The 25,096-nt window shown below is 63.3% G+C and carries 21 protein-coding genes; 19 read left to right on the top strand and 2 right to left on the bottom strand.

Annotated features, from left to right (window positions below; translation table 11 throughout):
* The 18 genes from urtE to ENJ19_01045 all read left to right on the top strand — a co-directional run bounded on the left by urtE (position 1) and on the right by ENJ19_01045 (position 19,779).
* Positions 1-693 (top strand): urea ABC transporter ATP-binding subunit UrtE, encoded by a 693-nt coding sequence (urtE, locus tag ENJ19_01130; protein HHM04331.1) that lies wholly within the window; start codon positions 1-3, stop codon positions 691-693.
* A 452-nt stretch (positions 694-1,145) separates the two neighbouring features.
* Entirely contained in the window at positions 1,146-2,363 is a 1,218-nt protein-coding gene (locus ENJ19_01125) for a hypothetical protein (protein HHM04330.1), read from the top strand.
* A 33-nt stretch (positions 2,364-2,396) separates the two neighbouring features.
* Positions 2,397-3,494, top strand: a complete 1,098-nt coding sequence (locus tag ENJ19_01120) for a hypothetical protein (protein HHM04329.1) — start codon at positions 2,397-2,399, stop codon at positions 3,492-3,494.
* Positions 3,495-3,652: 158 nt separating this feature from the next.
* Positions 3,653-5,416 (top strand): arginine--tRNA ligase, encoded by a 1,764-nt coding sequence (locus tag ENJ19_01115; protein ID HHM04328.1) that lies wholly within the window; start codon positions 3,653-3,655, stop codon positions 5,414-5,416.
* Between the two features lies 1 nt (position 5,417).
* Positions 5,418-5,945: an SPOR domain-containing protein gene (locus ENJ19_01110; GenBank protein HHM04327.1), complete on the top strand. Its 528-nt coding sequence runs from the start codon at positions 5,418-5,420 to the stop codon at positions 5,943-5,945.
* A 126-nt stretch (positions 5,946-6,071) separates the two neighbouring features.
* Positions 6,072-7,007 carry a methionyl-tRNA formyltransferase gene (locus ENJ19_01105; protein ID HHM04326.1) on the top strand — a complete coding sequence of 312 codons (936 nt, stop codon included), beginning with the start codon at positions 6,072-6,074 and terminating at the stop codon, positions 7,005-7,007.
* A 3-nt stretch (positions 7,008-7,010) separates the two neighbouring features.
* Entirely contained in the window at positions 7,011-8,306 is a 1,296-nt protein-coding gene (rsmB, locus tag ENJ19_01100) for a 16S rRNA (cytosine(967)-C(5))-methyltransferase RsmB (GenBank protein ID HHM04325.1), read from the top strand.
* Complete coding sequence (locus ENJ19_01095) at positions 8,284-8,880, top strand: DUF4390 domain-containing protein (GenBank protein ID HHM04324.1); 597 nt, start codon at positions 8,284-8,286, stop codon at positions 8,878-8,880. Before rsmB ends, ENJ19_01095 begins: the two co-directional genes overlap by 23 nt.
* Positions 8,865-11,048, top strand: coding sequence for a HAMP domain-containing protein (locus ENJ19_01090; protein ID HHM04323.1), 2,184 nt, complete (start codon positions 8,865-8,867; stop codon positions 11,046-11,048). The genes ENJ19_01095 and ENJ19_01090 overlap by 16 nt, the downstream gene beginning before the upstream one ends.
* Positions 11,045-12,442, top strand: coding sequence for a sigma-54-dependent Fis family transcriptional regulator (locus ENJ19_01085; protein HHM04322.1), 1,398 nt, complete (start codon positions 11,045-11,047; stop codon positions 12,440-12,442). Before ENJ19_01090 ends, ENJ19_01085 begins: the two co-directional genes overlap by 4 nt.
* 48 nt (positions 12,443-12,490) lie before the next feature.
* Positions 12,491-13,864, top strand: coding sequence for a Trk system potassium transporter TrkA (gene trkA / locus ENJ19_01080; protein HHM04321.1), 1,374 nt, complete (start codon positions 12,491-12,493; stop codon positions 13,862-13,864).
* Between the two features lie 23 nt (positions 13,865-13,887).
* Positions 13,888-15,339 carry a potassium transporter gene (locus ENJ19_01075; GenBank protein ID HHM04320.1) on the top strand — a complete coding sequence of 484 codons (1,452 nt, stop codon included), beginning with the start codon at positions 13,888-13,890 and terminating at the stop codon, positions 15,337-15,339.
* Positions 15,340-15,415: 76 nt separating this feature from the next.
* On the top strand, positions 15,416-15,619 hold the full coding sequence (locus ENJ19_01070) for a hypothetical protein (protein ID HHM04319.1): 204 nt from the start codon (positions 15,416-15,418) through the stop codon (positions 15,617-15,619).
* Between the two features lie 18 nt (positions 15,620-15,637).
* Positions 15,638-16,258 (top strand): methyltransferase domain-containing protein, encoded by a 621-nt coding sequence (locus tag ENJ19_01065; protein ID HHM04318.1) that lies wholly within the window; start codon positions 15,638-15,640, stop codon positions 16,256-16,258.
* Between the two features lie 69 nt (positions 16,259-16,327).
* On the top strand, positions 16,328-17,095 hold the full coding sequence (gene xth, locus ENJ19_01060) for an exodeoxyribonuclease III (protein HHM04317.1): 768 nt from the start codon (positions 16,328-16,330) through the stop codon (positions 17,093-17,095).
* Positions 17,096-17,126: 31 nt separating this feature from the next.
* Positions 17,127-18,593 (top strand): 4-hydroxy-3-polyprenylbenzoate decarboxylase, encoded by a 1,467-nt coding sequence (locus ENJ19_01055; protein ID HHM04316.1) that lies wholly within the window; start codon positions 17,127-17,129, stop codon positions 18,591-18,593.
* Between the two features lie 89 nt (positions 18,594-18,682).
* Positions 18,683-19,318, top strand: a complete 636-nt coding sequence (locus ENJ19_01050; protein ID HHM04315.1) for a chromosome partitioning protein — start codon at positions 18,683-18,685, stop codon at positions 19,316-19,318.
* Between the two features lie 41 nt (positions 19,319-19,359).
* Complete coding sequence (locus ENJ19_01045) at positions 19,360-19,779, top strand: two pore domain potassium channel family protein (protein ID HHM04314.1); 420 nt, start codon at positions 19,360-19,362, stop codon at positions 19,777-19,779.
* Positions 19,780-19,787: 8 nt separating this feature from the next.
* Here ENJ19_01045 and ENJ19_01040 read toward each other — a convergent pair whose 3' ends face one another.
* Together ENJ19_01040 and ENJ19_01035 are read right to left on the bottom strand one after the other, a co-directional pair.
* A complete protein-coding gene (locus tag ENJ19_01040) occupies positions 19,788-20,657 on the bottom strand; it encodes a lipid A biosynthesis acyltransferase (GenBank protein HHM04313.1) in 870 nt (289 codons plus the stop codon).
* Complete coding sequence (locus ENJ19_01035) at positions 20,657-20,887, bottom strand: hypothetical protein (GenBank protein HHM04312.1); 231 nt, start codon at positions 20,885-20,887, stop codon at positions 20,657-20,659. The genes ENJ19_01040 and ENJ19_01035 overlap by 1 nt, the downstream gene beginning before the upstream one ends.
* 167 nt (positions 20,888-21,054) lie before the next feature.
* Here ENJ19_01035 and metH point away from each other — a divergent pair, with 167 nt between their 5' ends.
* Entirely contained in the window at positions 21,055-24,732 is a 3,678-nt protein-coding gene (gene metH / locus ENJ19_01030; protein HHM04311.1) for a methionine synthase, read from the top strand.
* Positions 24,733-25,096 lie beyond the last annotated feature (364 nt).

Below are 25,096 nucleotides of genomic sequence, written 5' to 3'. Positions count from 1 at the left end.
ATGCTCCGTATCACAGGACTCAATCAATACTATGGCCAGTCCCACACCCTGTGGGACGTGGACATGGACGTGCCCCAGGGTCAGTGCACCGTGCTCATGGGTCGCAACGGCATGGGCAAGACCACCTTGCTGAACGTGGTGATGGGCTTGGTGCCGGCGGCCTCCGGCGAGGTCAGCTTCAACGGTCAATCATTGTTGGGCCGCACGGTGGAACTCCGTCCCCGTTTGGGTATCGGTTACGTGCCCCAGGGCCGCGGCATCTTCAGCCAGCTTACCGTGGAAGAAAACCTGCTCACCGCCCTGGCCGCCGGGCGCCGCAAAAAGGGCATTCCCCAGCGTATCTTCGACCTGTTCCCTGTGCTCCACGACATGCGCCGCCGCCGCGGCGGTGATCTCTCCGGCGGCCAGCAACAACAGCTCGCCATCGGCCGGGCCCTGATGGTGGAACCCGAACTGCTCATCCTCGATGAGCCCTGTGAAGGCATACAACCCAACATCGTGCAGCTCATCGGCGAGGTGATCCAGTGTCTGAACCGGGAAGAAGGCCTTACTGTCCTGCTGGTGGAACAAAAACTCCCCTTCGCCCGCCGTGTCGGTGACCGCTTTTGTTTACTGGAAAAAGGCCGGGTGGTGGCAGCGGACCTCATGGGGGCGCTGAGCGAGGCTTTGATTCACCGCCATCTGGCAGTCTAGGGGCCGGTCGGGTTTAAGATGAATCGGCTGCCAAACCGGGAGAGCGCTCCCTGTTGCCACGGCTTTTCGTGGCGTGGCGTCCCCTATGCGCCCCAACATTGCGGCACTCTGCCCTCGCTTTCCCACGTTTTCGCGCTATCCCCCTGAATCCGACCGGCTCCCAGACTGCATCGCCCACCAGCGGGGGGATGACCGCGTGGAACGTATGATTCACAGGGGATTTTCTGACACAACGGAATACGCGTTGTATTTCCGATTGCAGAAAATTCCTCCGGGATTCAAAGAACAAGTGCAGGCGGGGCGTGAGCTGCGCCAGGGACGGGCGACGGTGTTGACGGGGCGACCATACGCGCTATAGTGACGCAAACCGTCGCGCCCCCTGGCGCGAGCATGGGTCCGCGTGATGTCCGGGAGGATGTCAGCCCTTGGGCTCACCCTCTGGAGAAAAAACAATGTCTGACGGCTACACGCTTGCTCCTTGTCCGGGTCCGCGCGCCCGTCCGCACCCGCTCCCCTTCATTCGCATTATCCTCACCGTCGCACTTTTTCTGGGCCTGGCGGTCTGCGTCCGGGTCGCTCTGGCGGCGGAAAAAGTCAAAATCGCCGTGAACGACCTGGATGCCTTTGGCGTGTCCGAGTCACTGGCCCTGAGCGCCTCCGATCTGCTGCGTACGGAGCTGTTCAAAACCGGCTTTTTCCATGTGACCGAACGCAACCAGATGAACAAAATCCTGGCGGAGCAGACCTTCCAGCTCAGTGGTGCCACCGATGACGATGTCATCGCCGTGGGCAAGCTGTTGGCGGTGGAGTGGATGGCCATGGGGAGCATTAACAAGCTGGGCAACACCCTCGTCATGAACGTGCGACTGGTGGACGTGGAAGAAGCACGGGTCAAGGCGGCGGAAACGGTGAATGCCAACGGCGAGGAAGGCATTCAATCGGCAATCAAGCTGTTGGTGGACAAAATCGCCGCCAACGTGCCGCTGCGGGGCAAGGTGGTCAAGATCAAGGGCAAGGAAATCATCGTCAGCCTGGGCAGGCAGGACGGCGTGCGGCCGGATTCGGTGCTCAGGATCGAGCGCATGGGCGAGATCTACCGGGATCCCGCGTCGGGCCGGGTGCTCGGGCGCGACCGGGTCAATGTGGCCACGCTGCGGGTGGAGCGGACGATTGGCGACTCCCTGTCTGCCACCAGCATCATTGAAGAAAACAGCGCGGTGCGGGTGGACGATATCGTGCTCATCGGCGGCTCCCGCAGCGCCCCGGCCCCGGTGAGCGCCGCCCCCATGCGCGCCGAGGTGCAGCGCGAACAAAGCGTGCCCGCAGCGCCGCCCCCCGCGGTGCAACAGGTCCGGCCGGGCCATGAGCGTTATGTGCGGATGCTGCGTTCCCGGCGCGCCAGGGATGTCAAAGTGGCGGCCAAGACCATCATCAGGCGCTCCCTGTATGAGCCGGGTCTGCTGGCAGTGGTGGAAGACGAACTGCTCAGGGGTTACCAGCAACGCACGGGCGATGGTCATCACATGGACGCCATGGCCTGGCTGTGCCGGGTGCTGGGGGCCTCGGGCGACCGCCGCTACATCGGCACACTGGAAGAAGTGCAGCGGAACACCCGGGTGCGCAAGCTCAAAAAGCATTCCGCCAAGGCCCTCGCCCGCCTCAGGCGGTAACGGGCGGGCGGGGCGCGGAAGAGAACATCAACGATGAAAACGAGCCGGCCATTCAGGTCAAGGGCCTTGCATCTCGCCTCAGTGGTGGCCGCCGCCGGCCTGACTGCCTGTGCCGGCCAGCCCGGCAAAGCGCCTCCGCCGCCGCCCGCCCCCCTTGCGCTGGAAGATATTTCCGCTCCTGAGCCCGACTGGGTCAGTGAGGAGAGTTTTGCATATCCCCATGAGCGCTACCTGAGCGCCGTGGGCAGCGGCGGCACCCGGGAAGAAGCGGAAGATGCCGCCTATTCCGCCATCGCCAGGATATTTCAAGCCCAGGTGGATGCCGCCATCGACGTGCGAGAGCGGGCCCGCAAAACCGAGCAGGGCGGCAAAGTGCGCCTCAGCACCGATACGGAAATCGACCGTTCGACCACGGTGGTGACCAACAAAACCCTCAGCAACGTCCACATCGCTGAAGTATGGGTGGACCGGCGCCACCGGGTGACTTACGCTCTGGCCGTGCTGGACCGGGCCCAGGCAGCGGCGGCATTGCGAAATAAAATCACCGCCATCGACGGCGACATTGACGCCCTGCTGCAGCAGGTGTCCGCTTCCGCAGACAAAATCGAGGCGGTGCGCAACTATCGTCGTGTTCAACGGCTGGCCTTGGAGCGGGAGATTTACAATACCGATCTCGGCACCGTGAACGGCACCGGACAGGGAGTCTCACCAAGCGTGAGCGTGACGCAGATCAGCAACGATATTGAGCGGCTGCTGCGTAAAGACATGCGCTTCGGTGTCGAAATCAAGGGCCCTCACGGCAGGGAAATCCGCGCTGCCTTGCGCGAAGCACTGACCCAGGCCGGGTTCGCCGTGAGTGCCGGTGGCCGCATGGCGGACAAAGACGTGCTGCTGAGGGGCAAGGTGGAGTTCAAAAACGCCGACCTCCCCCGCTGGAAGTTCGTGCATTGGGCGGTAAACCTGGATTTGATCAACGGCCACACCGGCAAAATCTTCGGCGCCATTTCCAGGCACGGCCGCGAAGGGCATCTGAACTTCGCCGAGGCCGAGACCAAGGCGGTGCAAAAGCTGCAGAAGGAAATCATCAGCAACCTGGGGCACACCATCGTCTCGTACATCTACGGCGATTAGCCCACAATCTCAACTGCCTGGTTGAGAACCTGATTCGAATCTGCCCCTCCTAAACTCTAATTCGTTCGACACGCGTTGAAGCGCCTGCCCTGGCGCCCACTTGAAAGCGCAGTGGCAACCCGGATAATACGCTGCTTTACTTTTTCCGCCCCCTCGCCATGAAACACCATCTCGAATCCCTGCTCCAAGCGGCCTTGAACAGCCTGGTGACCGACGGTCTCGCACCGGCGGAGGCGGTGGCGGCCATTCCCGTCAAAGTGGAGCGCGCCCGCGACCGCCGGCATGGTGATTTCGCCAGCAATCTGGCCCTGGCCCTGGCCGGGCCGGCCCGCCAGGCGCCGCGGCAGTTGGCGGAGGCGCTGGTGGCGCGACTGCCCGGCTCGGATACGGTGGCGAAGGTGGCTGTCGCCGGACCCGGTTTCATCAATTTTTTCATGAGCCCGGCGGCGTGGCAGGCGGTGGTGAGCGACATTTTACGTGCCGGTCCGGCTTTCGGACGCAGTACGGTGGGGAACGACAAGCCGGTGCAGGTTGAATTCGTCTCCGCCAACCCCACCGGCCCGTTGCACGTGGGTCACGGGCGGGGCGCGGCCTACGGCGCGGCGGTGGCGAACCTGCTGGACGCGGCCGGCTTCCGGGTGCACCGGGAGTACTACGTCAACGACGCCGGACGGCAGATGGACATTCTCGCCGCCAGCCTGTGGCTGCGTTATCTGGAGCTGGCGGGTGAGACCCTCCGTTTTCCCAGCAACGGCTACCAGGGTGGGTACGTGCGGGAAATGGCGGCGGACCTGCGCCGCATTCACGGCGAACGTCTGCGCCGCAGCGCTTCGCTGGTGATGGCGGATCTGCCCGCCGATGCGCCGGAAGGCGACAAGGAAGAACACATCGACGCTCTCATCGAGCGCTGCAAAACGCTGTTGGGCAGGGACGATTACCGCGCAGTATTCGATGTGGCGCTGAACACAGTGCTGGCGGACATTCGCGCAGATCTGGCCGAGTTCGGTGTGACCTACGACGACTGGTATTCGGAGCGCTCCCTCACCGCCAGCGGTGCAGTGCGGCAGACCATTGAGCGCTTGAAACAATCGGGCCACTGTTATGAAAAAGACGGCGCGCTGTGGTTCCGCTCTACCGACTACGGTGATGAAAAAGACCGCGTTCTCGTGCGCGACAATGGCCAGACGACGTATTTTGCCTCCGACATCGCCTATCACCTGGACAAGTTCCAGCGCGGCTTTCACAAAGTGGTGGATGTGTGGGGCGCCGATCATCACGGCTATGTGCCGCGCGTCAAAGCCGCCCTGCAGGCCATGGGCGAAGACCCCGCGCGGCTGGACGTGCTGCTGGTGCAATTCGCCATTCTCTACCGGGGCGGCGAGAAGCTGTCCATGTCCACCCGCTCCGGCGAGTTTGTCACTTTGCGCGAACTGCGCGGGGAAGTGGGCTGCGATGCCGCCCGTTTCTTTTACGTCATGCGCCGGGCCGAGCAACATTTGGATTTTGATCTGGACCTGGCCAAGTCCCAATCCTCGGACAACCCTGTGTACTACGTGCAATACGCCCATGCGCGCGTGTGCAGCGTGCTGAAACAGCTCAAGGAAAAAGGACTGGTGCGGGATGAGGCGCGGGGCGGGCGCAATTTGCACCTGCTGCACGAAGAGCACGAACGAGCACTGCTCTACCGCTTGTCGCACTACCCTGAGATTGTAGAAGCCGCCGCGCTGGGTCACGAGCCCCACCTGCTGGCCCACTACCTGCGCGAGTTGGCCAACGAACTGCACACCTATTACAACGCCCACCAGTTTTTGGTGGACGACGACGCCCTGCGCGACGCCCGCTTGAATCTCATCAGTGCCGTACGCCAGGTGATCGCCAACGGGCTGGACATGCTGGGCGTGTCCGCGCCGGAAGCCATGTAACATGGCGCAAGCGACCCCTAAAAAGAAACCAAAACCCGGCAGTACCGGCCACGGCGCGCCCGGCTGGGTCTGGGGCGTGACCGGGCTGGCCATCGGATTGGCCATCGGGCTGGCGGCTTACCTGCAACAAGGCCCGGCGCGGACGAAAACCAAGGCCGGGCCTGTGGCGAACGCTCCGGCCGCCGCACCAGGCGCGCCCTCCAACACCCTGGATTTCGACTTCTACGAACTGCTCCCGGAAATGGAAGTGCCGGTGCCCGAATCGGCAAAACCGGAAAGCCTGCGCAAACCCGGCACTTATTTTTTGCAGGTGGGTTCATTTCGCGCCTTCAGCGATGCCGACCGGCTCAAGGCCGAACTGGCCCTGCTGGGCGTGGAGGCCCACATCGAGCCCGTCTTCAAAGACAGCGGCGTGAGCTGGTACCGGGTGCGGGTGGGGCCTTCCCAGGATCTGCGTGCTTTGAACAAGATTCGCACGCGACTGCTCAATAACGACTATGAGGCCCTGCTGCAAAAGAATAAGGAGTAAGCGGCCCGCTCCGGCGACAGTGGCGCGGGACGAGTGAAACGAAGCGAAATCGCCAGCAATGGGGGCACCCTTCCCGCAGCAGGCCTGACCGCACCACAGACCCACAAAGGACCCATGACCACGTCGATGCGCATCGTCTACGCCGGCACCCCCGACTTCGCCGCCCCGGCCCTGGAGGCCCTCATCGCATGTGGGCACGAAGTGGTGGCGGTCTACACCCAGCCCGACCGGCCCGCCGGACGGGGCCGCAAGCTCACGCCCAGTCCGGTGAAGCAACGGGCCCTGGCACACGGCCTGCCCGTGTATCAGCCCGCTGGCTTGAAATCCGCCGCAGCACTGGACAGCCTGCGCGGCCATCGCCCCGAGGTGATGGTGGTCGCCGCCTATGGTTTGATTTTGCCGCGCGCGGTGCTGGAAGCCTTTCCCCGCGGCTGCCTCAACATTCACGCCTCTCTCCTGCCCCGCTGGCGCGGCGCGGCCCCTATTCAACGGGCGTTGCTGGCTGGAGACAGGGAAACCGGCATCACCATCATGCAGATGGACGAGGGGCTGGACACCGGTGATGTGCTGCTCCGGTTGCGCTGTCCCATCGACCCGGCCGACACCGCCGCCACCTTGCACGACAAACTGGCCGCCCTGGGCGCCACCGCCATTGTGCGGGCGCTGGATCAGATGGCTGACAACGCCCTCGTTCCCCAGCCCCAGGACAATGCCCTGTCCTGCTATGCCAGAAAACTGGACAAGGCCGAAGCGGTGGTGGACTGGCGCCAGCCCGCGGCCCGGATCGAACGCCAGGTGCGGGCCTTCAACCCCTGGCCGGTGGCCCGGACCACCTGGCGGGGCCAGACCCTGCGGCTGTGGTCGGCAAGTTGCCTGGAAGGCGGCCGCGATACGCCGCCGGGCACGGTGCTCGCCGTCACGCGCCAGGGGATAGACGTGGCCACGGGCGCCGGCGTGCTGCGCCTGTTGGAGGTGCAGGCACCGGGCAGGCGCCGCATGGCCGTGGCGGATTTTCTCAACGCCCAGAACCTGGCGCCGGGCGAACGCTTTGGCGAGAATTAAAACATGAACGCCCGCGCCACGGCGGCGCGTATTGTCTGGGCCGTGATGGAACAAGGCCGGTCCTTGTCCCAGGCCCTGCCCCCTCCACTGGCGTCGCTGGCCTCTTCCCAGCGGGCCCTGGCGCAGGAACTGGTCTACGGCACTTTGCGCAGCGGCCCCCGTTTGGAGGCGTATTTGGCGCGCTTGCTGAAAAAGCCCCTGAAACACAAGGATCGCGACCTCTATTGCCTGCTGATGACCGGTTTGTATCAACTCACCGCCCTGCGCATTCCGGCGCACGCCGCGGTCTCGGATACGGTGGGTGCGGCGCGGGTCCTGGACAAAAGCTGGGCCACGGGCCTGGTCAATGGCGTGTTGCGCGGCTTTCAACGCCGGATCACCGAGCTGGAGCGGGAGACCGCTGACGACGAGACGGCCCGCTGGATGCATCCGCAGTGGTGGATAGACGTCCTGCGGACGGGCCGGCCTGGCCACTGGCAAACCATTCTGACCGCGGGCAATCAGCGCCCGCCCATGACGCTGCGGGTCAACCTTGCGCGGCTCAGCCGGGATGAATACCTGTCCCTGTTGCAAGAGCAGGGCCTTGCTGCGCAAGCCGTGCCCCACGTCCCGGCGGCCCTCACCCTGGCCCGCCCCGTGGACGTGGCCCGGCTGCCGGGTTTCGCTGACGGCTGGGTGTCGGTGCAGGATGCCGCCGCCCAGCTCAGCGCCTCCTTGTTGCAGCTGGCGCCGGGGATGCGCCTGCTGGATGCCTGCGCCGCGCCGGGGGGCAAAACCTGTCACGCCCTGGAATCGGAACCGGATCTGGCGGCAGTGGTGGCCGTGGATCTGCCCGGCGAGCGGCTTGAGCGCTTGCGCGACAACCTCCACCGCTCAGGTCTGCAGGCCACCGTCATGGCCGGGGATGCCACCGAACCGGCGAGCTGGTGGGACGGTCGAACGTTTGACCGTATCCTGCTGGATGCGCCCTGCTCCGGCAGCGGCGTGATACGCCGTCACCCTGACATCAAATACCTGCGCCGCCCCCAAGACATCGCCGCCCTGGTGGCAGGGCAGGGACGGCTGCTTCAGGCCCTGTGGCCGCTGCTGGCACCGGGCGGTATGCTTGTTTATGTGACCTGCTCTGTTCTGCCCGAAGAAAACGAAGGACAGATACGCGATTTTCTTGCCCGCCACGGGGATGCCCACGCCCTCCCTGTGAACCTGCCCGCCGGCCTGGCGGTCTCTCCCGGCTGCCTGCTGCCGCCGGGATGTGGTGGTATGGACGGTTTTTACTATGCCTGCTTGCGCAAGCATTGAATACTGGCTGAAAAACGGCCGGGGCGGTCTGTCCCGGCTGTTGGGTCTGTGCCTGTGCTGGCTCAGCGTCGGCGCCCAGGCGGCGGCACCCGGCATCACCATCCGGGATGCCGGCAGCGTGTTGCGGGACGGGGTCTACCGCCTCCATGCCGTGGTGGACTACCGCTTCAGCCCCAATGCCCTGGAAGCCCTGGACAAGGGGCTGCCCCTGGTGATCGAGCTGCAGATTGACATCACCCGCCAGCGGGATTACCTGTGGGACGACACCGTCACCGCTTTGCGCCAGCGCTACCGCATCAACTACGAGGCCCTGACCCGGCGTTACACCATCACCAATGTGAACACCGGCGTGCAAAGCTACTACCCTGATCTGGATATGGCGCTGGCGGCCCTGGGGCGTATCGTCGACCTGCCCTTTCTGGATGCCGGTCTGCTGGAAGACGGTGAGACCTATCACGTCAATTTGCGGGCGGTGCTGGATATCGAGTCCCTGCCCGTGCCCCTGCGGGTGCTGGCTTATTTTTCCTCATCCTGGCGCATGGTGAGTGAACCGTTCTCATGGACCTTGCGCTGATCCGCCGCCTCGGCACGGGCATCGCCCCCATTCTGGCCTTGTTCTGCCTGTTGCTGGCCTCCCTCTATCTCATGGGGCGCGCCACCCAGCATTCGGAAGAGTTCGAGGGTTTGTACTCGGTGTTGCTGGTGGTCAATGTGCTGGAGCTGGTGCTGCTGTTGTACCTGATCAGCATCAACATGCTGCGCCTCTACCGCCAGTACCGCGCTGGGGCCACCGGCTCGCGTCTGACGGTGCGCCTGGTGGTGGTGTTTGTGCTGCTGGCGGTGGTGCCGGTGTCTCTGGTGTATTACTTTTCCCTGGATTTTCTGCGCCGCGGCATCGACAGCTGGTTCGATGTGCGTATGGATCAGGCCATGGAAAACTCCATGACCTTAAGCCGCACAGTGCTGGAAGGGCGCATGCGGGATCTCTTGCGGCAGACGGAAAGCCTGGCGGACCGCTTGAGCCGGGTGGCACCGGAGGAAGCGGGCGACACCTTGCGCCTGCTCACCCAGCCGGGCATGGGGGAGCTGACCCTGCTCACCGGCAGCGGCCAGGTGTTGTCCACCAGCGGCATCGACACGATTTTTCCCGTGGTGCCCGACGACGGCATTTTGCTGCAACTGCGCCAGGGCATCACTTACGTGGGGCTGGACGAGATCCGCGGCGCCGGCCTCAACATCCGCGTGGTGGCCCCCCTCAGCGGCCCCGGTGGCCGCATTCTGCAGGCGCTCTACCCGGTGCCCGATCAGGTGGCGGCACTGGCCAAAGCGGTGCAAAGCAGTTATGCCCGCTACAAGCAGCTGGCCTTTTTGCGCGATCCTTTGAAATTCAGCTTTATGCTGACGCTGTCTCTGGTGTTGCTGCTGAGTCTGCTCACGGCGGTGTGGGTGGCCTTTTACGCGGCGCGGCGTTTGGTCTCGCCCATCCGCACCCTGGCCATCGGCACTCGCGCAGTAGCCGCCGGCGACTACGACCGGCGCCTGCCCCTGCCCAGTCACGACGAGTTCGGGGTGCTGGTGGAATCCTTCAACGACATGACCGCCAAACTGGCCCAGGCCCGTGACGAGGCCCGCCACAGCCAGCGCGAGATCGAAAGCCAGCGGGCCTATCTGGAAGCGGTGCTGGCGCGTCTGTCCTCCGGCGTGCTGACTGTGGACGAAGACCAGGTGCTGCGCATTGTCAACCAGGCGGCCAGCCAGATCCTGGGCATTCCCCTGGTGGAGATGTTGGGGCACAAGCTGCCGGATCTGGCCCGGGGCCGCCCCCAGCTGCACCATTTCCTCGATACCATTGCCGACCATATGTGCGCCAGCGCCGGCGAGTGGCGCGGCGAGATTACCGTGTTCAGCGCCGCGGGGCGGCAGGTGCTGAGCTGCGGCGGGGCGGCGCTGCCCGGGGTGGCGGGCAAGGGCGGTTATGTGATCCTGATCGAGGACATCACCGCCCAGGTGCAGGCCCAGCGGGACGCCGCCTGGGGGGAAGTGGCCCGGCGCCTGGCCCACGAAATCAAAAACCCCCTCACCCCCATCCGCTTGTCGGCGGAGCGTTTGCGCCACAAATGCCTGCCGCACCTGGCACCGCGGGAGGCGGATGTGCTGGACCGCGCCACCCACACCATCGTGCAACAGGTGGTGGCCATGCAGGGTATGGTGAAAGCCTTTTCCGACTATGCTTACACTCCCAAGCTGGAACGGGTCAGCCTGAATCTGAACGAAGTGATCACCGAGGTGGTGGAACTCTATCGTGCCCACCGCGCCGACATCCAGGTGGATCTGGCCCCGGCGCTGCCGGACATCGAGGGGGATGCGGGCCGCTTCCGCCAGCTCCTGCACAACCTGATCAAGAACGCCCTGGAGGCCGTGCGCGAGCAGAAAGCACCCCGCGTCCGGCTCATCACCCGGACCGAGCGCGATGTCCAAGACCCCATGGTGACCGTGCAGGTGATGGACAACGGGCCCGGTTTCCCCCCCGGGCTGCTGGGGCGGGTGTTCGACCCTTACGTCACCACCAAACCCAAGGGCAGCGGTCTGGGTCTGGCCATTGTCAAAAAAATTGTGGAGGAACACGGCGGAATGATTACCGCAGAAAACGCCGGCCCCGGCGCCTGCGTCACCATCCGCCTGCCGGTGGCGGTGGAAGACGACGCAGGTCCCCGCAAAGCCGTGAATTTGGAGGCCTCATGAGCGCAGCCCATATTCTGGTGGTGGATGACGAAGAGGATATCCGCATCCTGGTGAAGGACATCCTCGAAGACGAGGGCTATTCCGTGGCCGTGGCGGAAAACGGCGCCCAGGCCCGGGCGGCGCGCCGCAGCCGCCGGCCCGATCTGGTCCTGCTGGACATCTGGATGCCCGACGTGGACGGCATCAGCCTGCTCAAGGAATGGAACGCGGACAAGGACCACGTCCAGCCGGTGATCATGATGTCCGGCCACGGCACTGTGGAAACGGCCGTGGAGGCCACCCGCCTGGGCGCCTACGATTTCATTGAAAAACCCCTGTCCATGGCCAAGCTGCTGCTCAGCGTCAGCCGCGCCCTGGAAGCTGCCCGGCTGGCCTCGGAAAACCAGGGCCTGCGGCGTCATGCCCGCCCCCTCACCGAGCCCCTGGGCCGCAGCGCCGCCATGGAGACTTTGCGCGACCAGATCCGCCGGGTGGCGCAGCACGAAGCGCGGGTGCTGATCCAGGGCGAGCCGGGCAGTGGCAAGGAGCTGTGCGCCCGCTATCTCCATGCCTTGAGCCCCCGTGCCCAGGGGCCCTTTGTCGAAGTGGGCGCGGCGGTGCTGATGCGGGAAAACCCCGCCGCGGAGCTGTTCGGCGCCGAGCAAGACGGCCGCATCCGCTACGGCCTGCTGGAGCAGGCGGCCGGTGGCACGGTGTTCTTCGACGAAGTGGGGGACATGGATTTGACCCTGCAGGCGCGCTTGTTCGGCGCCCTGGAAAGCGGCGCCTGTCTGCGCGTGGGCGGCGTGGAGCCGGTGGCGCTGGACGTGCGCATCATCGCCGCCACCCGCCGCGATCTGGCCCGGGAGGTGCAGGCCCGCCGCTTTCGCGAAGATTTGTATTACCTGCTCAGCATTGTTCCCCTGCGGGTGCCCGCCCTGCGCGAGCACAGCGAGGACGTTCCCGAGCTGTTGGAATACTATCTGGACTTCTTCGTTGTCCAGGAAGGCCTGCCCTACCGCCCCTTCACCGTGGCGGCCCAAAACCGCCTGCGCCACTACCCCTGGCCGGGCAATGTGCGCGAACTGAAAAATCTGGTGCAGCGCCTGTTGATCCTGGGGGGCGATCACGACATTGATGCCGACGAACTGGACAAGGCCCTCAGTGGCACCACACAAAACGGTGCGCCGGAGACGGTCGGTGGCTTCGACCTCCCCCTGCGGGAAGCGCGGGAACGCTTCGAGAAGGCCTACCTGGAATATCAATTGAAACTGGCCGGCGGCAGCGTGGGCAGGGTGGCCAAGCAGGTGGGACTGGAACGCACCCATTTGTACCGCAAGCTGCGCGCCCTTGGCATCAACACCAAGGCGGTGAGGAAAAGCAGCGACGAGGGCGCGCTCCCCGAGGAAGACTGAAGCGGTGGAGATGACAAGCCTCCCGCTTCAGGGTATACACTACAGACAATGAAAATCATCATTCTGGGCGCGGGTCAGGTGGGGGCTTCGGTGGCGGCCACCCTGGTCACCGAAGCCAATGACATCACCGTTGTCGATGCCGACGCCCCCCGTCTGCGTGAACTGCAGGACCGTCTTGATCTGCACACCATCGTGGGCAACGCCTCCCACCCCGATGTCTTGCGTCGCGCCGGCGCGGAAGATGCGGACATGATCCTGGCGGTCACCAACAGCGACGAAACCAACATGATCGCCTGTCAGGTGGCCTATACCCTGTTCCACACCCCCACCAAGGTGGCGCGGGTGCGGGCACGGGAATACCTGGCTTATCCCGAGATCTTCGCCCAGGAAGCCCTGCCGGTGGATGTGCTCATCAGTCCTGAGCAGGTGGTCATCGATTACGTGCAGCGCCTGATTGAATACCCCGGCGCTTTGCAGGTTCTGGACTTCGCCGGCGGCAGGGTGCAGCTGGTGGCGGTGCGGGCCTATTACGGCGGGCCGCTGGTGGGTCAGGCACTGCGCACTCTGCGCGAGCACATGCCCGGGGTGGATACCCGGGTGGCGGCCATCTTCCGGCGCGGCCGCCCCATCCTGCCCGAGGGCGATACGCTGATTGAGGTGGACGATGAGGTGTTCTTCATCGCCGCCCGCAAAGATATCCGCGCCGTCATGAGCGAGCTGCGCAAACTGGACAAGCCGGTCAAACGCATCATCATCGCCGGGGGCGGCAACATCGGCCGCGGTCTGGCCCGTGCCCTGGAAACCCAGCACCAGGTCAAGCTCATCGACCGCAATCGCTCCCGCAGCCGGGACATAGCCGAGGAACTGACCAAGACCATCGTGCTGCTGGGGGACGCCGCCGACGGCGAGCTGCTGCTGGAAGAAAACATCGAAAACACCGATGTTTTTTGCGCCGTCACCAATGACGACGAAGCCAACATTCTCTCTGCCATGCTGGCCAAGCGCCTGGGAGCGCGCAAAGTCATGGCCCTGATCAACCGCGCCGCCTATGTGGATCTGGTGGAAAGCGGTGATATCGACATCGCCATTTCGCCCCAGCAGGCCACCATCGGCAGCCTGCTGGCCCACGTGCGGCGCGGTGATGTGGTGGTGGTGCACAGCCTCAGGCGTGGCGCGGCGGAAGCCATTGAGGCGGTGGCCCACGGCGACCGCCACACCTCGAAGGTGGTGGGGCGTGCCGTCAACGACATCAAACTCCCCCCCGGCACTACCATAGGCGCTGTGGTGCGGGGCGACGAGGTCCTGATCGCCCATGGCGATACGGTGATTGAAGCGGAAGACCACGTAATCTTGTTCCTGGTGGACAAGCGCCGGGTCGCCGACGTGGAGCGCTTGTTCCAGGTGGGCATTACGTTTATCTGAACACCCGGAGCGGGAGCGGGATTTTGCAGCTACGCGTCATCCAACGCATCGTCGGCATCCTCCTGATGGTGTTCAGCGTCACCATGTTGCCGCCGGTGCTGGTGGGGCTGTATTTCGGCGACGGCGCCATCATGCCTTTCCTGCTCGGTTTTGTGATTCTGCTGTGCGCCGGCTTTCTGTTCTGGGCGCCGGTACGGCACTATCGCCGCGAACTGCGGGTGCGGGACGGCTTTATGGTGGTGCTGATGTTCTGGACCGTGCTGGGCCTGTCGGGTGCTATCCCCCTGATGTTGTCGGAGCGGCCCCACATGCTCTTCGCCGATGCGGTGTTCGAGTCCCTGTCGGGACTGACCACCACCGGGGCGACGGTGCTGGTGGGCATCGACGAGCTGCCGCACTCAATTTTGTTCTACCGCCAGCAGCTGCAATGGCTGGGCGGCATGGGCATCATCGTGCTGGCGGTGGCCATTCTGCCCATGCTGGGGGTGGGCGGCATGCAGCTCTATCGGGCGGAAACGCCGGGTCCCATCAAGGACACCAAAATCGCGCCCCGCCTGGCCGAGTCGGCCAAAGCCCTGTGGTACATCTATCTGGGCCTTACCGTGGCCTGCGCTCTGGCCTACTGGGCAGCGGGCATGGGGGGGTTTGACGCCGTCACCCACGCGTTTTCCACCGTGGCCATCGGTGGCTTTTCCACCCACGATGCCAGCATCGGCTATTTCGAAAGCGCGCTGATCGAGGTGGTGGCCGTGGTGTTCATGCTGCTGGCGGGGGTCAATTTTGCCCTGCATTTCATGGCCTGGCGCGCCCTCAGCCTCAAACCCTATCTGCTGGACGCGGAAGTGCGCACTTATCTTTCCATTCTGGCCATCGTGGCCCTGGTGGCCACCGGCTATCTGTATGGCACCGGCACCTTCACCCGGCCGGAAAGCGCCTTGCACCACGGCATCTTTCAAGCCGTGTCCATTGGCACCACCACCGGTTTCACCACCGCGCAATACCACCATTGGCCCGGTTTTTTACCCGTGCTGTTGTTGTTCACCAGTTTCATCGGTGCCTGCGCCGGCTCCACCGGCGGCGGCATGAAAGTCATCCGCTTTCTATTGTTGTTGAAACAAGGCACCCGCGAAGTCAAACGCCTGATCCACCCCAACGCCCAGTTTGTCATCAAGATCGGGGACAAACCCCTGCCGGACAATATCATCGACTCGGTGTGGGGTTTCTTCTCGGCCTATGTGGCGGTGTTCGTGGGCATGATGCTGTTGCTGATGTTCACCGGCCTGGATCAAATCACGGCCTTTTCCGCCGTGGCCGCCTGCCTCAACAACCTGGGTCCGGGTCTGGGTGAGGTGGGCACCAACTACGCCAGCATCAACGATTCCGCCAAATGGGTGCTGTGCCTGGCCATGGTGATGGGGCGGCTGGAGATCTTCACCCTGTTGGTGCTGTTCACGCCCGCCTTTTGGCGCCGTTGAAGAAAAACCATGTAAAATGTCTTTTCTGTCCCATCGCTTCCATTTCAACGCCCGCAGCCGGGGCGAGGAGAAGTCCATGAAAGATCTCGTGCGTTTTCTGACTTACGCGGCCTGCACCGCCGCCGTGGTGGCCGTGCTGTCCATCGTTTCCCAGTTTGAATCCCTGCGGGGCGATTTTCTGGTCATCCTGGCCGTCATCACGGTCATTGTCGGCCCGGTGTTGATTGGCGTGTGGATGGGCAAACGCGAACGGAGCAAATCTGAAACGGGCCCGCAGTAACGACAACCAAGGAGCACCATGAGCAACACTTCCACCCGCGAAAAGTGGGACCAACGCTATCTGGACGCTGATTTACCGGGTGATCCAGCGGAAGTTTTAAGCGAGAATCAACATCTGCTGCCCGTCGGGGGCACCGCCTTGGATCTGGCCTGTGGCCTGGGGGCCAATGCCTTGTTGCTGGCGGAGCACGGACTGGACACCCTGGCCTGGGACATCTCCCCCGTGGCGGTGGAGAAACTGGGCGCCATCGCCCACCGGCGCGGCCTGCCGCTGAGGGCTGAGAGCAAGGATCTCAGCACCTGCATACTGCCACCGGCCCGGTTTGACGTGATCGTGGTCGCCCACTACCTGGAACGCCCTCTGATTCCCGCCATCATCGACGCCCTCACCGTGGGCGGGCTGCTGTTTTTCCAGACCTTCACCCGCACCGCCTTGTCCGACGCCGGACCGAAAATCCCCGAGTGGCGCCTGGCGGACGGGGAATTGTGGTACCTGTTTCAGCCGCTCAGGCCGGTGGTCTACCGGGAGGAAGGTCTGCTGGGCGACACCCGCCGGGGCTTTCGCGACAAGGCGCAACTGGTGGCCATCAAAGACCCCGGGCCGCGGGCCATGGGTTGTGTGAAGGACAGGACGGACTGAAAGCCGCCAGGTGCCTGCAATGACCGTTTGCCGCTGCTGCCGCCAAGCCTCCCGCCGGGCCGCGCCACGATGAAAGTGGCGAGCTGGAATGTCAACTCCCTAAAAGTCCGCCTGCCCCATGTGTTGGAATGGATAGGGACCGCACAACCCGATCTCCTTGGCTTGCAGGAAACCAAGCTCACTGACGACAAATTCCCCGTGGACGCCATTGGCGGGGCCGGTTATCGCGTGGTGTATGCCGGTCAGAAGACCTACAACGGCGTGGCCATATTGAGCAAAGTGGACGCCGCTGACGTGGTCACCGGTCTGCCGGGTCTGGATGATCCCCAGCGGCGGGTGCTGGGTGCCACCTACGGCGATGTCCGCCTGCTCAATTTATACGTGCCCAACGGCGAGCATGTGGACTCGCCCAAATACCGCTACAAGCTCAACTGGCTGGACGCGTTGCGGGCTTACGTCGAAAACCAACTGCGCCAGTATCCCAAGCTGGTGGTAATCGGCGATTTCAACATTGCACCCGAGGCCCGCGATGTGCACGACCCCCAGCTCTGGGAAGGCCGTGTGCTTTGCAGCGCCAAAGAGCGGACCGCCTTTCAGGCCCTGATAAAAGCGGGCTTGGCGGACACCTACCGGCTGTTCAGGCAAGCGGAAAACGAGTTCTCCTGGTGGGATTACCGCATGGCCGCCTTCCGCCGCAACCTCGGCTTGCGCATCGATCACATTCTGGCCAGCCCCGCCCTGGCCGCCGCGTGCACCGGCGCCCGCATCGACAAAACGCCCCGCGGCTGGGAGCGGCCCTCGGATCATGCGCCGGTGATCGCGGAGTTCGGGCGGTGATGGCCCCGTCCCGCCTTCGGGTGAGTCCGCCGTGAAATACCGCGACCTGCGTGATTTTCTCACCCAACTGGAACGGGCCGGTGAACTCAAACGGATCACCGCGCCAGTGGATCCCCGTCTGGAAATGACCGAAATCTGCGACCGGGTGCTGCGCCGGGGTGGACCGGCCCTGTTGTTTGAACGCCCCAGCGGTTATGCCATCCCCGTGCTGGGCAATCTGTTCGGCACGCCCAAGCGGGTGGCCCTGGGCATGGGGGCGGCCTCGGTGGATGCCCTGCGGGAGGTGGGCAAACTGCTGGCCTGTCTGAAGGAACCGGAACCGCCCAAGGGTATGCGCGATGCCTTCGACAAACTGCCCGTGTTCAGGCAGGTGCTGAACATGGCACCCAAAGTGGTGAAAAAAGCCCCCTGCCAGGAGCATCTCATCGAAGGCAATGAGGTGGATTTGAGCACTCTGCCCATTCAAACCTGCTGGCCGGGGGATGCCGGACCGCTGATCACCTGGGCCCTGGTGATCACCAAAGGCCCCCACAAAGAACGGCAGAACTTGGGCATCTACCGCCAGCAGGTGATCGGCCGCAACAAGCTCATCATGCGCTGGCTGGCCCACCGCGGCGGGGCGCTGGATTTTCGCGACTGGCAGGCCGCCCACCCGGACCAGCCCTTTCCGGTGGCCGTGGCCCTGGGCGCCGATCCCGCCACCATCTTGGGCGCGGTGACGCCTGTGCCCGACAGCCTGTCGGAATACGCCTTCGCCGGCCTGCTGCGGGGCAGCAAGACCGAACTGGTGCAAGCCACCAGCAATGATCTGCATGTTCCCGCCTCTGCCGAAATCGTGCTGGAAGGGGTGATCCACCCCGGCGAGATGGCGGACGAGGGCCCCTTCGGTGACCACACCGGCTACTATAACGAGGTGGACCGCTTTCCCGTGTTCACGGTGGAGCGCATCACTCACCGCGATCAGCCCCTCTATCACAGCACCTACACCGGCCGGCCGCCGGATGAGCCGGCCGTATTGGGGGTGGCCCTCAACGAAGTGTTCGTGCCCCTCTTACAAAAACAATTTCCGGAGATCGTGGACTTTTACCTGCCGCCGGAAGGCTGTTCTTACCGCCTGGCCTGTGTCAGCATCAAAAAGCAATACCCCGGCCACGCCAAGCGGGTCATGCTGGGGGTATGGTCTTTTCTGCGCCAGTTCATGTACACCAAGTTTGTCATCGTCACCGACGATGACATCAACGTGCGTGACTGGAAAGACGTGATCTGGGCCATGACCACCCGCATGGACCCGGCCCGCGACACGGTCATGATTCACAACACGCCCATCGATTATCTGGACTTCGCCTCGCCGGTGTCCGGACTCGGATCAAAAATGGGCCTGGACGCCACCAGCAAATGGCCCGGTGAGACCCAGCGCGAATGGGGCCGGCCCATCACCATGGACGCGGCGGTGAAACGGCGCATTGACGAGCTGTGGATTCACCTGGGTCTGGATTGACGGGCATTTCTGAGCGAAGCTTTCGCCGCCGGCCCGCTATAATTTGGCGACGTCCCTAACCCGCCACGCGCACGCCAAGGAGGAAAGACATGCGGCCCATCATGCTGCTCAACGCCAAGGGAGGATGCGGCAAAACGACACTGGCCACCAATCTTGCCGCCTATTTCGCCGGCGCGGGCAAGCAAGTCACCCTGGCCGACTTTGATCCCCAGGGCAGCAGCATGGACTGGCTGGCGGCCCGCCCGGCTGATTGTTCCTACATCAAAGGCATCGCCGCGTGGAAAAACCCCCTGCGCCTTGGCAAGAACACCGATTACGTCATCATGGACGCGCCCGCCCGGGTGCACGGCAGAGACCTCACCCATATCGTGCGCAAGGTTGAAACGCTGGTGCTGCCGGTTCTTCCCTCCCCCATAGACATGCGCGCCGCCGCCCACTTTGTGGAGGAGCTGCTGCGGGTCGGCAAAGTGGAACGCAGGGAGGTCAAACTCGCCCTGGTGGCCAACCGTGTACGGGAGAACACCCTGATTTTTAACGAACTGGCGTCTTTTTTGGCAGGGCTGAAAATCCCCCTCGTGGCCACCTTGCGTGACACCCAAAACTATATCCGTGCCGCCGAACGCGGCCTGGGCATTTTCGAGCTGCCTCCGTCGTCCGTGGCGCAGGATCTGGAACAATGGACGCCATTGTTAAAGTGGCTGGCCAGCCGGCGGAGCCGGCCTTAGGAGCCTGCGGCCCGCTCGGTCCCCGCGTTCCCGCAAACCATATGGTCATCATCGTCATCGGTTCCGTCATCGCCCTGGCAGTGCTCATACATTATGAATTTTTGTACCGCACCTCGGCTGCCATCCCGCAGATGAGAATAAAGCACCGCTTGCGGATCGTCATTGGCGTGTTCGGCGCCCTGGTTGCCCATAGCATTGAAATTGTTCTGTTTGCCGCCGCCTATTATTTTCTGTCACAAAATGCGCAATGGGGCCGGTTCAGCGGCAACTTCGACGGTTCATTCACCGACTGCATTTACTTCTCCTACACCACGTTCACCACCCTGGGCGTAGGCGACATCGCCCCTTACGGCCATCTCAGACATCTGGCGGGACTGGAGTCGCTGACCGGCCTGCTGTTGATCACCTGGACCGCGTCATTTTTGTACTACGAAATGCAGCGCCACTGGAACCGGGGATGAGGCGGGCGTCAGGGCGCGGGTGCTGAGCCAAAGCGCTTGTAGCCCCATTGATACTGCTCTGGACATGTGCGCACGCAGCGTTCGACCATCTCATTCACGCCCGCCAGCGATGCGGCCAGGGTGCCTTCATTGAGCACCGCCGGTGCCGGCAGAAAATGCACCTGGAAACCACGCCCTCCGGTGAGGCGCCGGGCATAACAGAACACCACCGGCGCCCGGGTTTTCATGGCCAGACGCGACAACAGCACCATGGTATGGGCCGGCTGAGCAAAAAAAGGCGCCAGCCGGCCTTCCCCACCCTTGGGCATTTGATCGGGCAACAGCCCCACCGCCTCGCCCCGCCCAATGGCGCGGTACAGCGCCCGCACCCCCGCCGTGCCGGCAGGCACCAGATGCGCCCCCAGCCGCTCCCGGGCCCGCCGGATCACACCGTCCAGTTCCGTCTGTCGCGGGGGGCGGTAGAGTGTGGTGATGGGGTAGTGGGCCGAGCAGTAAAGGCCCATCAGTTCCCACTGCCCGAGGTGGGGCGTGGCCAGAATCACACCGCGGCCGGCTGCCAGGGCATCACGCACGTGCTGCTCGCCGTACACCTTGCGCACCAGTGCCAGCGCGCGCCCGCCCTCCCAATGCCACACCGCACCCGCTTCTAACATGGTTTTGCCGGTTTCCACCAGGCTGCGCCGCAACAGCCGGGCCTGCGCCGTCGCGCCGAGTTCAGGCAGACAGCGGGCAATGTTGGTGCGGCTGGTGTCCCGCAGCGTGTTGGGCACCATGGCAAGCAGGTGGCCCACTGCCCAGCCCAGCGCCTGGGTGGCAGGGTAGGGCAACAAGGCGAACACCCGCAGCAGCAACGCTATGGCCCGCGCCCTGGAAGACATCAGTTGTCCAGTTGACTGGAATAGTCGGTGGCCAGCACCCGCCGCGCCCGCGCCTCGAAGGGCGCCTCCACCTGCAGCTTGATGCCCCCTACGGCGATGTCGTACAGCCAGTCGGTCTGCACCAGGTTTTCATCGGCCAGCCAGGCGTCCACGCCCTCCGCCTGCAGGCGGCCCAGGGCAATGTGGGCGGCGGGCATGTTGTCGAAGGTGGCAATGGTGACGGGCTTCATGACACTTGTTCGGGGAAAACCGCAGTATACGCCGCCGCCGGTGTGCGAGGCCACGGGCGGTGTTAAAATGCCGGGCCTTGTGAAGAACACCGGCCGTCACTGCGCCTGGCTTGTTACCCGGTTTTGCGCCAACACTTACATTCACCGCCTGCCCACAGGAACGCCGCATGTCGCACATCGAACAGCTTCTACAGCAACGCATACTTATTCTGGACGGGGCCATGGGCACCATGATCCAGGGCTACCAGCTGGATGAGGCCGATTACCGCGGCGCCCGCTTCGCCGACCACGTTTGCGACCTCAAGGGCAACAACGACCTGTTGTCGCTGACCCGGCCGGACATCATCTACGACATCCACACCGCCTATCTGGATGCCGGCGCCGACATCATCGAGACCAACACCTTCAACGCCAACCACTTCGGCATGAGCGATTACCAGATGCCCGAGCTGGTGTACGAAATCAACAAAGCGTCGGCGGAACTGGCCAAGCGGGCCACTGCCGACGCCATGGCCAAAACGCCGGACCGGCCCCGTTTCGCAGCCGGGGTGCTGGGGCCGACGCCGGTTACCGCATCAGTGTCGCGCGACGTGGAAAATCCGGGCGCCCGCGATGTCACCTTCGACCAACTGGTCACCACCTACGACGAAGCCCTGCGCGGCCTGGTGGACGGTGGCGCCGATCTGATTCTGGTGGAGACCATTTTCGACACCCTCAATGCCAAGGCCGCCCTGTTTGCCATAGAGACTTATTTCGAGCGCGAGGGCTTGACCTTGCCGGTAATGATTTCCGGCACCATTCCCGATATGAGCGGGCGCTTGCTGTCCGGCCAAAACACCGAGGCCTTTTACAACTCCTTGCGTCACATCAATCCCCTGTCCGTGGGCCTCAACTGTGCCCTGGGCGCGGCGGAGCTGCGCCAATACGTGGCAGAGCTGGCGCGTATCTGCGAGTGCCGGGTCAGCGCCCACCCCAATGCGGGCCTGCCCAACGAATTCGGCGAATACGATGAAACGCCCGAAACCATGGCCGAACAAATCGGCGAATGGGCCGCCAGCGGCTTTCTCAACATCGTTGGCGGTTGCTGCGGCACCACGCCGGCCCATATCACTGCCATCGCGCAAGCCGTCGCCACGCATCCGCCGCGTCCCCTGCCCAAGCCGGAGGTGGCCTGTCGTCTGGCCGGCCTGGAGCCGCTGAACATCGGCCCGGACAGCTTGTTCGTCAACGTGGGCGAGCGCACCAACGTGACCGGTTCGGCCAGGTTCAAACGTTTGATTCTGGAGCAGCGCCCCGGCGAGGCCCTGGAAGTGGCACGCCAGCAAGTGGACAACGGTGCCCAGATCATTGATATCAACATGGACGAAGCCATGTTGGACGGCGCGGCGGCCATGCGCGATTTTATCAATCTCATCGCCTCCGAACCGGACATCGCCCGGGTGCCGGTAATGGTGGATTCGTCCAAGTGGTCCATCATCGAGGCCGGCTTGAAATGCCTGCAGGGCAAGGGCGTGGTCAACTCCATTTCCCTGAAAGAAGGGGAAAGCGCGTTTATCGAACGCGCGCGCCTGATCCGCAAATACGGCGCCGCCGCCGTCGTGATGGCCTTCGACGAACAGGGTCAGGCGGACACACGAGCGCGCAAGATCGACATCTGCGCCCGCTCCTACAAGATACTTACCGAACAGGTGGGCTTCCCGCCGGAAGATATTATTTTCGACCCCAATATTTTCGCCATCGCCACCGGCATCGAAGAACACAACAACTATGCCGTGGACTTCATCGAAGCTGTACGCTGGATCAAACACCAGCTTCCCCATGCGCTGGTGTCGGGCGGGGTGAGCAATGTGTCGTTTTCCTTCCGCGGCAACAACCCTGTGCGCGAGGCCATTCACTCGGTGTTTCTCTATCACGCCATCAAAGCGGGGCTGGACATGGGCATTGTCAATGCCGGCCAGCTGGCCGTCTACGACGAGCTGCCGCCGGAGCTGCGCGAACGGGTGGAAGACGTGGTGCTCAACCGTCGCCCGGATGCCACCGAACGTTTGCTGGAAATCGCCGGACGCTACAAAGGCGGCCCCGCCGCTGAAAAGAAAGAAGACCAGGCCTGGCGTCAGTGGCCGGTGGCCAAGCGACTGGAACACGCCCTGGTGAAAGGCATCGACAGCTACGTGGAACAGGACACGGAAGAGGCCCGCCAGCATTTCCCCCGGCCCATTGAAGTAATCGAAGGCCCCCTCATGGACGGCATGAACGTGGTGGGGGATTTGTTCGGCGAAGGCAAGATGTTTTTGCCCCAGGTGGTGAAATCCGCCCGGGTAATGAAAAAAGCGGTGGCTTATCTTATCCCTTATATCGAAGCTGAAAAAAGCGACGGGAACCGTTCCGCCGGAAAAATTCTCCTGGCCACGGTTAAAGGCGACGTGCACGATATCGGCAAAAATATTGTCGGCGTGGTATTGCAATGCAACAACTTCGACGTCATCGACCTGGGCGTGATGGTGCCGGCGCAAAAAATTCTCGATAGCGCCAGGGATGAGCAGGTGGACATCATCGGCCTGTCCGGCCTGATCACGCCGTCACTGGAAGAGATGACCCACATCGCCAAAGAGATGGAACGCCAGGGTTTCGCCGTACCCCTGCTTATCGGTGGTGCCACCACGTCAAGGGCCCACACCGCCGTGAAGATCGAGCCCCACTACCAAGGCGGTGCCACCGTGTGGGTCAAAGACGCCTCACGGGCGGTGGGAGTGGCGCAAAACCTCATCAGCGATACCCTCCGTGAGGACTACATCAGCAGGCTGCGGTGCGAGTACCAACAGGTGCGCAAACAGCACGCCGCCCGCCGCAGCCACACCCCCTGGCTGAGCCTGGACCAGGCGCGGGCCAATCAGACGCCCATCGACTGGGACAGATACACCCCGCCCGTACCCCGCGTTACCGGTATAAAAGTGTTCGCTGATTACCCCCTGAGCAAAATTGCCGAATACATCGACTGGACGCCTTTCTTCCACGCCTGGGAGCTGCGCGGCAGTTACCCCAGGATTCTCGACGATCCCGCCAAAGGCGCGGAAGCGAAGAAACTCTTCGCCGATGCGCAGACCCTGTTGCAGCAGATCATCGCTGAACACTGGCTGAGCGCGCGGGCGGTCATTGGCCTCTTCCCCGCCAGCCGGGTGGGAGATGACATCGAAATCTATCGTGATGACCGCCGCGCGGAAGTGCGTACCGTGTTGCACAACCTGCGCCAACAACAACAAAAGCCGGCGGGCCGACCCAATCGTTGCCTGAGTGATTTTATCGCGCCCAAAAGCACCGGTGTGCATGACTACATCGGCGCCTTCGCCCTTACCGCAGGCATCGGCATCGAGGAACACATCCGGCGTTTTGAGGCGGCTCACGACGACTACCGCGCCATCATGCTCAAAGCCCTGGCGGACCGCCTCGCCGAAGCCTTTGCGGAGCTTCTGCATCAGCGGGTGCGGCAGGAGTTCTGGGCTTACGCTGCTGATGAGGCGCTCGACAAAGACCAACTTGTCAAGGAGGCGTACCGCGGCATCCGGCCGGCCGCGGGCTATCCCGCCTGCCCCGACCACACGGAAAAAGACCTGCTGTGGGAACTGCTGAATGCAAAAGAACATACCGGCATCTGGCTTACCGAAACCAAGGCCATGGTGCCCACCGCTTCAGTCAGCGGCGTCTATTATTCCCACCCCGACAGCACTTACTTCGCCGTGGGAAAAATCAATCGCGACCAAGTGGAAGACTACGCCAAACGCAAAGGGCTGAGTTTGGCCGAAGCTGAAAAATGGCTGGCGCCGAATCTGGGCTACGAGACCAAGTGATACCGGTTACCCACGATGTCTGTCCGGGGCAGGGCCGGGGTCAGGCGCGCAATCCCACCAGCCGGGTCACTGGTATGCCAGAAACGAAGACCACGCCCGGGTGTTACATTACTGGTTGTCTGCTTTAGGTACTGCTGGTGATTTCCTCTCATATATTAAGGCGCCGAGACATGATACGCTTTGAAACAATTTTTAGAGTCCCCGATAGGGGATCCGTAAACCCCTCGCCTTTAGGCGATGGATGATATCCTTATGGGATGAAAGATTATAGGCTCTTCAGGAAAATTTGTGGGTAAAAACCTGGCAAATCTGTAGCGACGAGGATAGTTTTTGAGGTTTTGAAGGGGTAGTGCATCCTGCCCCC

Source organism: Gammaproteobacteria bacterium, assembly GCA_011375345.1.
Lineage (GTDB): Bacteria > Pseudomonadota > Gammaproteobacteria > DRLM01 > DRLM01 > DRLM01.
The sequence above is the reverse complement of the archived record's forward strand: the minus strand, read 5'-3'. Positions and strand labels throughout refer to the sequence as shown.